The 15,591-nt window shown below is 38.7% G+C and carries 12 protein-coding genes; 9 read left to right on the forward strand and 3 right to left on the reverse strand.

Going from position 1 to position 15,591, the window contains the following annotated elements; genetic code table 11:
* Positions 1-3: 3 nt before the first annotated feature.
* Positions 4-906: a helix-turn-helix domain-containing protein gene (locus XYLOR_RS00840; protein WP_036876114.1), complete on the reverse strand. Its 903-nt coding sequence runs from the start codon at positions 904-906 to the stop codon at positions 4-6.
* A 163-nt stretch (positions 907-1,069) separates the two neighbouring features.
* On the opposite strand from XYLOR_RS00840, the gene XYLOR_RS00845 reads away from it, so the two are divergent.
* From XYLOR_RS00845 to XYLOR_RS00870, 6 genes are all read left to right on the forward strand, one after another.
* On the forward strand, positions 1,070-2,308 hold the full coding sequence (locus XYLOR_RS00845) for a TolC family protein (RefSeq protein WP_036876116.1): 1,239 nt from the start codon (positions 1,070-1,072) through the stop codon (positions 2,306-2,308).
* A 12-nt stretch (positions 2,309-2,320) separates the two neighbouring features.
* Positions 2,321-3,217, forward strand: coding sequence for an HlyD family secretion protein (locus XYLOR_RS00850; protein WP_036876117.1), 897 nt, complete (start codon positions 2,321-2,323; stop codon positions 3,215-3,217).
* Positions 3,217-4,701, forward strand: coding sequence for an ATP-binding cassette domain-containing protein (locus XYLOR_RS00855; RefSeq protein WP_036876119.1), 1,485 nt, complete (start codon positions 3,217-3,219; stop codon positions 4,699-4,701). The genes XYLOR_RS00850 and XYLOR_RS00855 overlap by 1 nt, the downstream gene beginning before the upstream one ends.
* Before the next feature lie 4 nt (positions 4,702-4,705).
* Entirely contained in the window at positions 4,706-5,791 is a 1,086-nt protein-coding gene (locus tag XYLOR_RS00860) for an ABC transporter permease (RefSeq protein WP_036876120.1), read from the forward strand.
* A gap of 1 nt (position 5,792) precedes the next feature.
* Positions 5,793-6,893, forward strand: coding sequence for an ABC transporter permease (locus XYLOR_RS00865; protein ID WP_036876122.1), 1,101 nt, complete (start codon positions 5,793-5,795; stop codon positions 6,891-6,893).
* A gap of 137 nt (positions 6,894-7,030) precedes the next feature.
* Complete coding sequence (locus XYLOR_RS00870; RefSeq protein ID WP_036876124.1) at positions 7,031-8,383, forward strand: NAD(P)/FAD-dependent oxidoreductase; 1,353 nt, start codon at positions 7,031-7,033, stop codon at positions 8,381-8,383.
* A gap of 121 nt (positions 8,384-8,504) precedes the next feature.
* Here XYLOR_RS00870 and XYLOR_RS00875 read toward each other — a convergent pair whose 3' ends face one another.
* Positions 8,505-9,362, reverse strand: a complete 858-nt coding sequence (locus XYLOR_RS00875; protein ID WP_036876127.1) for an AraC family transcriptional regulator — start codon at positions 9,360-9,362, stop codon at positions 8,505-8,507.
* A 212-nt stretch (positions 9,363-9,574) separates the two neighbouring features.
* Between XYLOR_RS00875 and XYLOR_RS00880 the strand changes: the two genes are divergently transcribed.
* Entirely contained in the window at positions 9,575-11,326 is a 1,752-nt protein-coding gene (locus XYLOR_RS00880) for an alpha-L-fucosidase (RefSeq protein WP_036876130.1), read from the forward strand.
* A 117-nt stretch (positions 11,327-11,443) separates the two neighbouring features.
* Here XYLOR_RS00880 and XYLOR_RS00885 read toward each other — a convergent pair whose 3' ends face one another.
* Positions 11,444-12,274 (reverse strand): enoyl-ACP reductase FabI, encoded by an 831-nt coding sequence (locus tag XYLOR_RS00885; protein WP_036876132.1) that lies wholly within the window; start codon positions 12,272-12,274, stop codon positions 11,444-11,446.
* A gap of 1,101 nt (positions 12,275-13,375) precedes the next feature.
* Here XYLOR_RS00885 and XYLOR_RS00890 point away from each other — a divergent pair.
* Together XYLOR_RS00890 and XYLOR_RS00895 are read left to right on the forward strand one after the other, a co-directional pair.
* On the forward strand, positions 13,376-13,726 hold the full coding sequence (locus tag XYLOR_RS00890; RefSeq protein WP_036876134.1) for a P-II family nitrogen regulator: 351 nt from the start codon (positions 13,376-13,378) through the stop codon (positions 13,724-13,726).
* Between the two features lie 15 nt (positions 13,727-13,741).
* Positions 13,742-15,292, forward strand: coding sequence for an ammonium transporter (locus tag XYLOR_RS00895; protein WP_036876137.1), 1,551 nt, complete (start codon positions 13,742-13,744; stop codon positions 15,290-15,292).
* The last annotated feature ends 299 nt before the right edge of the window (positions 15,293-15,591 follow it).

Consider the following 15,591-nt stretch of genomic DNA (forward strand, 5'->3'; position numbering starts at 1 on the left):
TTCTTATTTATTTCTGTATTCTTGAGGTGTCATTGATGTAAGTCTCTTAAAAAACTTGCAGAAGAAGCTTGCGCTTGGAAAATTGAGCTCGTCAGTTATCTGTGTTACTTGCATGTCTGTATGCTTAAGCATAACCTTTGCTTCAGCTATCACCGATTGTTCTATCCATTCTTTTGCTGTTTTGCCGCTTGCCTCTTTTATCAGACTACCAATATATCTCTCTGAAAGGCACATCTTATCAGCATAAAAACTTATGTTGCGCTCTTTTTTACTATATTTGTGTAATAGAACCATGAAGTTGTTAAATATTTCCCTTTCTCTTGTTGTTTTTGTTTTAGTTTCTTCTGCATTCTTTCTTGACACATAGTCTAGTTCAGAATAAATTGCAGCTATGATATTTTCTGTTACTTCTTTGCTGTATTCACCACAATGTACAAAGTCCCATAATATTTTCATCATTCTGAACATCATGCCGTGTTCTTCTTCTGTAGGAAACAACAGTCTGTAAGAAAAGTCACCGATAAATGTCTGTGGTATGCGTCCGTTGAATATCATTTGCATAAACTCTTCTGTAATAGCTATGCCAATCATATTCAGATCTGGTGAGAAAGAGTAAGGTTGCATAATGGTATTACTTCCCAGATATATCATCATGCCCTTTTCCAGTTGGTGATCAATCAGATTGAGTTGCATTTTCGCATTACCGTTTAATACAAGTCCTACTCTTGGTTCAGCCAACCTGTATGGTTGGTTAAGTGAAAACAATTTGTCCTCTTCCGGATGTAGTAAATACATCATTGCGAATTCAGATGTAATATAAGTGATTTTGGTACTTAGTAGCAGACCTTCTGATATTATGTCACTGAGTCGCGGGAAGTTAAGTTTTATAGGCTCTTTTTTTTTCATTATTCTACATAAATTTCCTGCAAAGGTAATAAATAAATTAATCAGATGTCCTTTTTTTACGAAAAAAGTACAAAAAGAACATTAATGGCCAAAAGAAGATAACAGTTGGAATGTATAAAAGTTATATCTTTGCCGCCAGAAATAAAACAAAAAGAAGTATTACATGAAACGATTACTATTTTTATTAGCATTTGTGCAGATTGCAATTATTAGCAGTGCTCAACTCACGTTAGAGAAGTGTCATCAGATGGCTCACGACAACTATCCTTTGATACGTAGGTATAAACTTGTAGAACAGAGTCGTGATTTTACACTTTCAAATGCCACAACAGGCTATTTGCCTCAAATCAAGTTAGGCGCTAATTCCATTTATATAAGTGATGTCGTTGATTTACCTGCCAATCTCAAGTCGGGAGCATTTGATATGGGACATAACATGTACGGTGTTAATGTACAAGTCAACCAGACGATATATGATGGCGGCTACATATCATCTAATAAAAGGATTGCAAGAGCGCAGTCTGAAGTACAGAATAAGCAACTTGATGTCAATATGTATGATATAAACGAGCGAATAGACCAGATATATTTTGGCGTACTTATAATAGACGAACAGATCAAGCAGAACATGCTTCTGCAGAAAGACCTTGGCATAAGTTCAAAGACAATTGCGAGTATGATAAAGGGCGGTATGGCTAATCAGACAGATGCAGACGTTATAAAAGTAGAAGAGATAAAAGCCCAGCAACAAGAAAGTAGTTTGCGCGTATCACGGCGCACATATCTTTCAATGTTAGCCACATTCATAGGTTCGCAAATAGATGAAAAAACAGAATTGGAAAGACCTGAATTGGTCTCTGTAAGTGCCGAGAATCACCGTCCTGAACTGGATTTCTATTCATCACAGAATTCTCTGTTGAACGCTAAGCGTAAAGCTCTTGACGTAGCCTTAATGCCTAAGTTCAGCGCATTTGCAGTTGGCCTTTATAGTCATCAAATGACATCATTAGTAAATAATGCAATTTTTGGTGCAGGCATAACTATGAGCTGGAGTATAGGTTCGTTGTATACACGCAAGAATGATATACGAAAACTGGATATTGAGCATCAGCAGATAGAAAACGACCGTAATACTTTCTTATTTAATATACAGCTTCAAAATCAACAGTATAACGGTAATATAGAAAATCTCAAACAGCAGATATCACAAGATGACGATATAATAACCTTGAGAGACAATATTCGCAGTAAATCAGAGAAGAAAGTTCAGAATGGTACAGAGACTGTGAATGAGATGCTACGCGATATAAATGCTGTTAGTGAAGCCAGGCAGACAAAGGCTAATCATGAGATTCAACTGCTTAATGAAGTATACAGATTAAAGAATTTATTGAAAAATTGAAAATATAAGAATATGAAAACCAACTGTTTGATAATTTTAGCAGCAGCATTGATAATGACTGCATGCTCAGATAAAGAAAATAAGTTTGATGCCACCGGCACTTTCGAAGCTACCGAAGTTACTGTATCTGCTCAGGAAAACGGATGCTTGCTGTCTTTCAATATTGATGAGGGATCAAAAGTGTCTGTAGGCAATCAGGTGGGACTGATAGACACTGTTCAACTGCAGTTGAAAGCACGTCAGTTGGGCGCTACCCGACAGAGCTTTGCATCGCAGCGTCCCAATACTCAGGCACAGATAGCTGCTACCCGCCAACAGTTAGCCAAAGCCATACAAGAACAGCACCGTTTTGAATCATTGGTTAAAGACGATGCCGCTAATCGCAAACAACTCGACGATGCGCTAAGTAATGTACGCGTGCTTCAGAGACAGTTGGAAGCGCAAGTATCAAGTCTAGGTAACAGTACGCAAAGCCTTAACAGCCAGATGAGTGCTACAGAGATACAGAAGTATCAAGTACTAGACCAATTGTCGAAGTGCCATATCACCACACCTATCACTGGTGTTGTATTAGACAAGTATGTAGAACAAGGCGAATTTGTCACCACAGGTAAGCCATTATTTAAAGTAGCAGATACCGATAATATGTTTTTGCGTGCCTATATTACATCCGCACAACTATCAATGGTCAAACTCGGACAACATGTTAAAGTGTACAGTGACTATGGAGATAACAAAGGCAGACAATATCAGGGAACTGTAACATGGATATCCTCACGCTCAGAGTTTACCCCTAAGACCATCCTTAATGAAGACGAACGTGCCGACCTTGTATATGCAGTGAAAATAGCAGTCAAGAATGATGGATATGTTAAAATAGGAATGTACGGTAGAGTAAAGTTAAACTGATGGAAAAGGAATATTCTGTTGTTGTAGATAATGTCTCCAAACATTATGGTGAAGTTTGCGCTCTTGACGATGTCTCGTTTAGTGTTGGCAAAGGCGAACTATTTGGACTTATCGGTCCTGATGGCGCCGGAAAGACCACGATGTTCCGCATTCTCACAACACTACTGATACCCGAAACAGGCAAAGCCACCGTCGATGGTTTTGACACGGTAAGTCAGATGAAAGACATTCGTCGCAGGGTAGGGTATATGCCGGGCAAGTTCTCCCTGTATCAAGATCTTACTGTATTAGAAAACCTCAAGTTCTTTGCCACACTATTTGGCACAACTATAGAAGAAGGTTACGACAGCATAAAAGATATATACAGTCAGATCGAACGTTTCAAAGACCGCAAGGCAGGAGCCCTCTCCGGAGGAATGAAACAGAAACTGGCATTATGCTGTTCACTTGTTCATTCGCCAAGTGTACTTTTCCTCGACGAACCCACAACCGGTGTAGATCCTGTATCCCGTAAAGAATTCTGGCAGATGCTCGACAGCCTTGAAGAGAGAGGCATCACCATTATAGCTTCAACTCCATATATAGACGAGATAAATCACTGTAATCGCATTGCCTTTCTGAACAACGGACAAATAAAAGGAATAGGCAAGCCTGATACTATACTAAATCAGTTCGCTGATATTTTTAACCCTCCGTCATTGCATCATCACATATCTGCTGAGCAGGAAAAGACAGAGAGCGGTACTCCTGATGATGTTATTGTTGTAGAGAATATGGTTAAGGCTTTCGGTACATTCCGTGCTGTTAATAATATATCATTCAGTGTACACAGGGGTGAAATATTCGGATTCCTTGGAGCCAACGGAGCAGGCAAGACAACCGCCATGCACATACTCTCAGGCCTAAACCAGCCCACTAGCGGCAAAGCCACTGTCGCAGGCTATGATGTATCTACAGAATACGAACAGATTAAGAAGCACATCGGTTATATGAGTCAGAAGTTCTCACTATACGAAGATATGACTGTAAAAGAGAATATCCGTCTTTTCGCCGGTATATATGGCATGGCAGACTCTGAGATTGCACGTAAGACAGATGAAGTTCTGCATACACTCAATTTCTCTGAACACAAGAATACGATGGTGCGCGACCTCCCTTTGGGTTGGAAACAGAAACTCGCGTTCTCTGTCAGCATATTCCATGAACCCGAAGTTGTCTTCCTCGATGAACCAACAGGCGGAGTAGACCCTGCCACCCGTCGACAGTTCTGGCAACTGATATACGATGCGGCCTCAAGAGGCATCACCGTATTTGTTACAACCCATTATATGGATGAGGCTGAATATTGCGACAGAATTTCCATAATGGTAGATGGCGAGATAAAAGCCCTTGCCTCGCCCGACGAACTTAAAGTTCAGTATGGCTGCAAGGATATGGATCAGGTGTTTACACTATTGGCTCGCAAAGCCACAAGAAACGATTAGAACAATGAAGACATTTATATCATTTATATTAAAAGAGTCACGTCACATATTGCGTGACAGTCGTACCATGATGATACTCTTCGGTATGCCTGTAGTAATGATGTTCCTGTTTGGCTTTGCCATCTCTACAGATGTCAAGAATGTACGTCTTGTAGCAGTGTCTTCATCTACAGACGACCTCACTCATAAGATAGTAGATCGTCTCGACGCATCCGAGTACTTCAATGTAACAGATGTGGTCAGTTCCTCAAAAGAGGCTGAACTACTTATGCGCAACCAAAAGGCAGACATGGCTATAGTTTTCTCGCCTAATTTTGCCAACCATCGCTATGACGGCAGCGCAGCAGTACAGTTGATAGCGGATGCTACCGACCCCAATACATCAATACAGCAGGTCACTTATGCCGCACAGATTATAATATCAAGTATGGGCGTAAATATTTCACCATCTAATATTAACACTAAATTGCTATATAACCCCCAGATGAAGAGCGCCTACAATTTTGTGCCCGGTATTATGGGCATGCTATTGTTGATAATTTGCGCCATGATGACATCTGTAAGTATTGTGCGCGAGAAAGAAAGAGGTACAATGGAAGTACTGCTTGTATCGCCTGTACGCCCTCTGATGATAATTGTGGCTAAAGCCATACCCTATTTGGTACTCTCAATAATAATTCTTACAAGTATTCTACTGATATCAAGATTTGTATTGGCCGTACCTGTAGCTGGCAGCCTTATTGCCATCTTTGCCGTGTCTCTGCTGTACATATTGCTGGCTCTCTCGCTAGGTCTATTGATCAGTGTGGCATCACAGACCCAACTCGCAGCCATGCTCATATCCGGTATGATATTGCTTATGCCCAGTATAATGCTTTCAGGTATGATATATCCGGTAGAGAGTATGCCACAGGCATTACAGTATGTAGCCGATATAGTACCCGCCCGATGGTATATATCAGCTATGCGAAAACTGATGATAATGGGAGTAAGCATAGACAAAGTAGGCAAAGAAGTAGCAGTCATGACAATAATGACGGTTCTGCTCCTTGTAGTGTCACTTAAGAAATTCAAAAAACGTTTAGAATAATATGACAATAAAATACCTCATACAGAAAGAATTCATCCAGATACGCCGCAACGCGTTTCTGCCCAAGATGATAATAATGTTCCCACTGATGATAATGTGCATACTGCCATGGGTAACCAATCTTGAAGTGCGAAACATCAATGTAAGGGTGGTAGATAATGATCACTCTGTTATATCCGGTAGACTTGTGCATCGTGTAGAAGCGTCTAACTATTTTGTATTCAAGGGCATTTCGTATTCGTATAGTGATGCCTTGAGTGAAGTGGAAAAAGGTAATACCGATATAATTCTTGAAATACCGTATCATTATGAGCGTAACCTCGTAAATGGCAAAAATCCACAGATACTTATTGCTGCCAATGCTGTTAATGGAACAAAAGGAGGCATGGGTGCATCATACATGGCAAATATAGTAAACGATAATATATCAGAAACTAATATATCCACATCAGCTAAAGTTCAGGCCGTAAAGCTGTATACCCTTAATCTTTATAATCCACACCAGAATTATAAAGTATATATGATACCGGCACTTATGGCCATCCTCATAGTCATGTTATGCGGTTTTATGCCGGCTCTTAATATCGTCGGTGAGAAAGAAAAAGGAACTATCGAACAGATAAATGTCACTCCCGTAAGCAAAGGCTCATTTATATTGGCAAAATTGATTCCATATTGGGTGATAGGAATGCTAGTGATGACAATATGCTTTATCCTGTCATGGGCTATATACGGTATAAGTCCCGCCGGAAATGTAGCACTCCTATATTGTCTTGCTATGCTTCTTGCACTGACGTTCAGCGGTATCGGACTTATTGTATCAAATTATAGCGACACAATGCAGCAGGCTATGTTCGTGATGTGGTTTATTATGGTTTGTGTACTCTTGCTAAGCGGACTGTTCACACCTGTACGCAGTATGCCCGACTGGGCTCGTGCCATAACTATCGTTGATCCTCTAAAATATTTTATAGACGGCATGCGTACAGTCTTTGTTCGTGGAGCCGGTATCTCAGGTATAGCCACACAACTGTATGCTCTTACGGGTTTTGCCGCATTCATTAATATATGGGCTGTGGTTAGTTACAAAAAGAATAATTGATATAAGGCATATAATACAAAAATCTTTTTTATATTAACGTAATGCCTATTGCATGTTTAATATAAAAATGTTACCTTTGCAGAAGTTTCATAACTTATACGTTTTTTTAAGAGTTCATTTTATTATCATTATTCCTTATGAGTTTAAACATTGAAAAAGGTAACAAGAAAAGAGTAGTAATTGTTGGCGGAGGTTTCGGTGGTTTAAAACTAGCCACAAGCCTGTGTAATTCAGGTATGCAAATTATCTTGATTGACAAGAATAATTACCATCAGTTCCCACCACTTATTTATCAGGTAGCATCAGCCGGAATGGAGCCAAGTTCAATATCCTTCCCATTCAGAAAAATCTTTCAGAATCGCAAGGATTTCTATTTTCGTATGGCCGAAGTCAGAGCTGTATTCCCTGAAAAGAAGATTATACAGACATCCATAGGCAAGGTAGAATACGATTATATTGTATTTGCCGCAGGGGCCACAACCAACTTTTATGGTAACAAGCACATTGAAGAAGAGGCTATGCCAATGAAGAACGTAGCTGAGGCTATGGGCCTTCAGAATGCTATCCTCTCCAATCTGGAGCGCTCAATAACATGTGCTAATAATGTAGAGCGCCAGGAGTTGCTTAATGTCGTCATTGTAGGCGGTGGAGCAACCGGTGTAGAAGTAGCAGGAGTGCTTTCAGAGATGAAACGTACCATACTGCCTCACGACTATCCGGATTTGGATCCTAGTATGATGAACATATACCTTATTGAGGCAGGCAACCGTCTTCTTGCAGCCATGTCGCCGGAGTCATCTGCCAAGGCAGAAGAGTTCTTGCGCAAGATGGGCGTTAATATTCTGTTGAATAAGAAGGTAACCGACTATCGCGACCATAAGGTAGTATTAGCCGACGGAAGCGAGATTGCCACCCGTACATTCATATGGGTGAGCGGTATAGCAGGAGTTAACATTGGTAATATGGACAAATCGTTCCTTGGCAGAGGCGGACGTATCAAGGTAGACGAGTATAACCGTGTACCTGATATGGATGGTGTCTTCGCCATTGGCGACCAATGCATCATGACAGGGGATAAAAACTATCCTAACGGTCATCCACAGCTCGCGCAGGTATCCATACAGCAAGGCAAACTATTGTCTAAGAACCTTCGTCGTTTGGTAAAGGGCAAGAGCTTGAAACCATTCTCATATAAGAATCTCGGTTCTATGGCTACCATAGGACGAAACAAAGCAGTAGCCGAATTCAGCAAAATCAAAATACAAGGCTTCATCGCATGGGTGCTATGGCTCGTAGTTCATCTACGCTCTATTCTAGGTGTGCGTAACAAGGTTATTGTTTTACTCAACTGGATATGGAATTACTTCAACTATAACCAGTCTCTTCGTATGATTTTCTATCCTAAGAAAGCCAAAGAGGTACGTGACCGTGAAGCACGCGAAGCAATCACCCATTTAGGTGAGGATCTATTTAAAGATCAAGACGATTAAGAATAATCAAGGCGTAGAGCCTTCTATTTACAATATCAGCTATATATTGCGTAAGCGATATATAGCTGATTCCTTTTATTACATTCTTATTGATATCTGCTAAAAATGTCCAAAACATTTATTAAAAATGATTTTTTCTATATTGATTTGGTGTGGCACCTGTAGTTTTCTTGAATGTGTGGTTGAAGTAGGGATAGTCTTCATATCCCAATGATTTTGCGATAATATTAATTGGCAACTTAGTTGTGACCAACAATAGTTCTGCTTTTTCTATTTTTCTCTTTATAATATAGGCATTAGGTGTTGTCCCCATTTCATTTTTGAATATTCTGATAAAGTGATCTTTAGACATACACGCCTTATCTATCAATGTTGACAGTTGTATCTTTTCATTCAGGTGATTGCATATGTAGCTTATTGCTCGCTGTATTCTTGCATCATCCACATAGTTCTTGGGTTTAGCAAATCTTATAAATTTTGAAAAGAGAATGGTTATGATACCATTTGATTCTATCTTGTAACATAATGGTTGTTGCTTATTTAATTGTATATTGTTAATCAGTGTCTGATGATTATCATAGCTATCCGGATTAGATTCAGGTAATTTCAGTAACGGATTTATGTCACAAAGCCGTTTCAATAGAGCTTCGTCCATTTGTGCAGAGTCAATCTCAGTTGGAAAAATCCATTCTTCAACGGCGTTTGTATCCGAAATATTATCTTCATATATATGTAAGTAATAGTGACAGAATAGTCCTGTGCATACATAGCTATGGGTAGTGTATGCAGGAATAAAGTAGAGATGCCCTGGAGTTAGTAGAATGCACCTATCTTCAATTATTACTTGAGCCTCTCCTTCTGTTACTAAATAGATTCTTGCAAAAGGACTTCTCACATTTTTCCAATTCCAATCAGCCTGATGGTGTGCAAATCCAATATTTATAGTAAGTAAATTGAATTCGTTTTCAGCGTAATTCATTCTTTATTTTTCTGCAAAGAAAATGTTTTTTTTGATAAGCAACAACTAATGATCAATGTTTTTTATTTATTTTTGATATAAAGTCATTATAAAAACATAGAATGTCGATATTGTACAATAAATATCCCGATATAATTTATCGTACATAACCGGTAATTTGTATATCTTTGTATCATTATTTAATATACTATATCTGATAACTTTTAAAGACTATGAATATAAAAAACTATCTATTATTTGCAATGATGCTTTCATCATGTAGTATAGTAGCACAAAATGAATTACCTGCATTGCCGCCAATGCCCGAAATTCCGAAACCGTTGCCAATAAACAGTGTCCCAATGGGTAAAAGCGATAGTTTTGAAGAAGTAAAATTGGATATACCTATTGCAAAAGGTCCTTTTAAACCTACATGGAAGTCTATAGAGGCAAACTATCCAGGCGAGCCTAAATGGTTTCGTCAGGCAAAATTTGGAATTTGGGTTCACTTTGGTCCTCAGGCTGCCGGTGAAAGTGGCGACTGGTATGCCCGTAATCTTTATAAGGAAGGTACGCGTGCATACAAGAACCACCTTAAAAATTTTGGACACCCATCAGAAGTAGGATATAAAGATGTACTTAAAAGCTGGAATCCCACTAAACTTGACCCGGTAAAGCTTACAGAACTCTACAAGAAAGCCGGTGCCAGGTTTCTTATGATACAGGGAGTGCACCATGATAACTACGACCTTTGGAATTCTAAGTATCAGCCCTGGAACTCTGTAAATATAGGTCCAAAACGTGATCTACTAAGGGAGTGGGTAAATGCCTGCCATAAAAATCATATGCACTATGGCTTTACATTTCATCATGAATACACATGGTGGTGGTGGCAGACTGCATTCGGAAGTGATAAAACAGGCAAATATGCAGGTGTGCCTTACGACGGTAATCTCACACTTGCTGATGGCAAGGGTAAATGGTGGGAAGGCTATGACCCTAGAAGACTATATGGAATAGACTTGCGTGAATATCAGACAGTAGATTCTATGGCCCATACAGGATGGTCACCGCCAAAGGCCGGTATCTTTTCTCGTCACCTCGATTATTGTAGGTGGTATGCCACCCAATGGGCTTTGCGCATGATGGATGTGGTAAACAATTATGATCCAGACTTTATATACACCGACGGAACTGCGCAGGGGCCTTTTACAGGAAATGGTACAGGCACAGGATATAAGTGTGATGCTATGCAAACCGTAATAGCCGACTATTATAATAGAACTCTAAGTAGACGTGGAAAGGTAAATACCTTTAGCATTGTGAAGTTCAAGAATAAAACAAATGGAACAGTAACCACCCGAGAGTTCGCCATTCCGGATGAAACTATCAGTGACCAGCCATGGATAGCCGAAGCTCCTGTTGGAGACTGGTTCTATGCTCCGAATTTCACATACGATTCGGGCATGATGATACATTATATAATAGAAGCCATTGCTCGTGATGGTAATGCCGCTCTAAACATAGCATTGCATCCCGACGGGTCAATAGACGAAGGCTGTGTCAAGATGCTAAATGAAGTAGGAGTGTGGATGAAGAGAAATGGTGAAGCTGTATATGGAAGCTACGCATGGAAAATTCCCGGAGAAGGAGAGATTATAAATGGCAAACTTAAGATGCTTCCCGGCGGAGCATTAACCAAGGTTCATAGAGACTTTAATTTCAATTCTCATGATATCAGATTCACTGTAGGTGACAATGGCTCTCTGTATGCCTTTACAATGATTGTTCCTAAGCCAAACAGTCAAGTCATCATCAAATCGCTTGGGGAGAAATCAGGCTATATGAGTAATCCAATTAAAAAAGTTAGCTTATTGGGATACAAAGGTAAAATCAAATGGGAGCAGACAGCAAACGGTCTGATTATAAATTGTCCTTCAAAGATGCCATATTCCACATCAGTAGTCTTTAAAATAGACAATTAAATATTATAACTGAATAGGTGATATTAAGCGTACGCCTTATCGCAAAAAAAATGGAGCAGAATATATATTAAATATTCCTGCTCCATTTGATTTCAAAGTTAACACCTTGAATTGTTTTTATTTCTTTTCAGACAGCCCTTTAGAGATAGCTTCCATACCCTTGATGCTCATTCCCATATTAGAGAATCCACCATCGTGGAAAAGATTCTGCATAGTAACCTTACGAGTAAGGTCGCTGAAGAGAGTTATGATATAGTCAGCACAATCGTCAGCAGAAGCATTTCCTAACGGGGACATCATTTCAGCATAATCTACAAGATTATTAAATCCGGTAATTCCGCTTCCTGCTGTTGTCTTGGTTGGCGACTGTGATATAGTGTTGATACGTACATGCTTTTCCTGTCCGTAAATATAACCGAAGCTTCTGGCTATAGACTCAAGCATAGACTTAGCGTCAGCCATGTCATTATAGTTGCAGAAGGTACGTTCAGCTGCTATATAGCTCAGCGCTACAACAGAGCCCCATTCGTTGATAGCATCCATTTTGTAGCAAGCCTGCAATATTTTATGGAACGATATAGCCGAAATATCCAGAGTCTGATGATACAAGTTATAGTTGATATCATTATAAGCATTCTCTTTTCTTACGTTAGGAGACATACCTATAGAGTGCAATACGAAGTCTATTTTACCGCCGAAATGCTCCATTGTCTTTGATATCAAGTTTTCGAGATCCTCAATATTAGTAGCATCTGCGGGTATTACAATCGTATTATATTTCTCTGCAAGAGCATCAATAGTACCAAATCTCATACTTGCAGGAGTATTGGTAAGTACAAATTCTGCTCCTTCAGCAGCAGCATGTTCAGCTGTTTTCCAAGCAATAGATTGCTCATTCAATGCGCCGAATATTATTCCTTTTTTTCCTTTTAGTAAATTGTAACTCATACCTTTTGTTTGTTAATTTTATTATCTATTCAATTTTTTGTGGGCGGCAAAAGTACCATTCTTTTTTATATCATGAATATTAAAACTGTTGTTTAATACTTTTTGTAACTATTATTAACTAATACTGATATTTTTTACGGATAAATCAGTACATCTCTTTATTATTTATTTAAAATAATACCACTTTACCACTATCAGTGATAACTGATTGATAATAAAATATTTACCGCATCTTAATAATGCACTTTACTACCACAAAACGCCACTATAATACCACTCTGAAGCATAGCTTTTAATGTAGAAAAGCTATGCTTTAGACAAAAAAGTAGCCCTACATTTAGTGTAAAAGGTATGCTTTAGCTCCGTAAAAGGTATGCATTAGTCTAGTAAAACCTATGCTTTTACCCTTCTAAAGCATAGCTCCGGCAAGGTAAAAGCTATTCTTTGACTTTATCTGTTAGATATTTGACTATGAATTGGGTTTTGCATACATCTTTTTTGTTATACTTACTGATTTACTATACAAATTATTGATAACTTTACTGAAACACTTTACAGAAACATAAAATCATTCCTGATTTGCTTAACACAGAAAAGATATTTTACATATTATTCTGAAGGTATTTTTATGTTTGCACAGTTTAATATAATACCTTATATATAAGAAACCAATGAAAAAGACAAGAATAGTTTGTTAAGCTGTTATAGATGTAAAGTCTTCAAAGATAGTGAAAATCCAAAATGACTTCTTTTTATTTCTAAATATGGCATGTGTTTTTAAGTACATATATACCATTTTTTATTATATGGGAGTAAACTTTCAATTTGATACTATTATTAAAAAAAACATTTCACATTGATATGTAATAAGACATCTTTTATGACAAAATGATACATTAACTAAAAAATAACAAACAAAATGTCATAATAATGCAGGATATACTGTCATATTGTATATTTTTGCATCGATATTTAAACAATTTGATTGAATTCGCAAAGAAGTTTTTCATATACTATCATATATAAGAGTCATAACATGTAAAATAGATATTATACTATAATATTCGTAATATATTTTTATTCATTTAATTGTAAGTTGTTATGAAAAAAATTGAAGCAATTATCCGAACCTCAAAATTTGAAGAGGTGAAAGAAGCCTTACGGCAGGCTGGTATTGAATTTTTTTCTTACTCAGATGTAACAGGAGTAGGGAATGAAATTAGAAAAGGTGAATTATCATACCGTGGTACAGTGTATGATACCAGCTATATTCCGCGACAGTTGTTGACAATAGTAGTTCGTGATATCAATGCGAAGAAGACCGTTGAGGCTGTATTAAAATCTGCAAAGACAGGGGTTATCGGCGACGGCAAGATCTTTGTCTCTACGTTAGAAGAGTCTTATCGTATACGGACAGGTGAAGAGGGAGATGACTCATTGTATAATAAATAATAAACGATTAATGTTATGAAAAAGTTTTTATTAGTGTTACTGATGATACTCACAGTTTCAGTAACGGATTATGCGTATGCGGGTACGGTAAAAGCCGCGGATCCGGCCGGAACGGCCACAGGAACTGTAAATGATATCACAGCCGTGAAACAAGGAAAACCTACACAGGGTGAACTTGAAGATCAGGTAGGTCATAATAAAGTGGCCATCAATATGGTATGGACACTTATAACAGGATTCTTAGTAATGTTTATGCAGGCCGGTTTCGCAATGGTTGAGACAGGACTTACAAGGGCAAAGAATGCCAACCATACGATGGCTATGAACTTTATGGTTTATGCCTTAGGTATGTTGGGATTCTTTATGAGTGGATTTGCCCTAATGTTTGGTGGCATTGGAAGCCTTGGCACATTAGGTGGATTCGGAGGTTTAGCCCACGAATTCTCAATCAATTTGTTCGGTCATACTTTTGGACTTTTCGGAACAAGTGGATTTTTCCTAAGTGGAGGAAATTACGATGTTGCTGTATTTGCCCTTTTCTTATTTGAGATGGTCTTCATGGATACAACGGCCACTATCCCTACCGGATCAATGGCTGAACGTTGGAAATTCTCTTCGTTTGCTATCTATGGTGTTGTTGTCGGTGCCTTAATCTACCCTATTTTCGGAAACTGGGTGTGGGGTGGAGGCTGGCTTTCACAACTTGGAAGTATGTTCGGACTTGGACATGGTGTAGTCGACTTTGCTGGTTCTTCAGTGGTCCACATGACCGGTGGCGTGTTAGCATTGGTTGGTGCGGCAATGCTTGGTCCGCGTGTTGGAAAATATAATAAAGACGGTTCACCTAATGCTATTCCAGGTCATAACATACCGATGGCGATTGTCGGCTGTTTCATCTTGGCTTTCGGATGGTTCGGATTCAATCCGGGTTCATCATTGGCCGGTGGTGATTTGAGAATCAGTGTTGTTGCCGTTAATACGATGATAGCATCAGCAACCGGAGCTTTCTCATCCATGGCGTATATGTGGTGGTTTAAGACCAAGAAACCGGATCCAACAATGATGATCAATGGTATGTTAGCCGGCCTTGTGGCAATTACAGCTCCCTGTGCTTTTGTCAATGTCGGAAGTGCTGCTATAATTGGCCTTATTTCGGGCGTATTAGTAATTGAAGCCTCATTTTTCTTTGAGCGAAAACTAAAGATTGACGATCCTGTAGGAGCAATTTCTGTACATGGTGTGAACGGAGCCTGGGGAGTATTATCATTAGGTCTCTTTGCTGATGGTTCATATGGCAGTGGTTGGAACGGTGTAAAAGGCACTGTAACAGGGCTTTTTTATGGAGACCCGAGTCAATTTTTTGCACAGCTTATAGGTGTCATCACCAATTTTATCTATGTCGCTGCCATAGGATGGGTTGTCTTTAAGATTATTGGACTCATTACTCATGGAATGAGAGTAGACGTTGATGCCGAACTTGGTGGACTTGATGTTCCTGAAATGGGCATAGAAGGTTATGCCGGTATTAAGATGGATAAGAATTCAGAGACACCTCTTTCAAAATAACATAATGTCATTTTTGATGTGCCTTGATTTAGTCTTGTTGTGATAACAAAGCTGTATCAGGCACATCCTTTTTTATTTTATTATCATCATAGGATGGTTAACTTTAAAATTATAGTACACTTTTCTGTATTAAATAATGGTGGTATTATAGTGGCATTTTGTGGTAGTAAAGTGCATCTTTGTGAGACGTTATATACCTTATAATGAATCATTTACCATAAGTAGTGGTAAAGTGGCATTTCTTTTTAAAAAAAAGGCGTGTCCTTCTTTGCCTATAAAGGCTTACTAGAAATTTAGTG

This window comes from Xylanibacter oryzae DSM 17970, from assembly GCF_000585355.1.
Lineage (GTDB): Bacteria > Bacteroidota > Bacteroidia > Bacteroidales > Bacteroidaceae > Prevotella > Prevotella oryzae.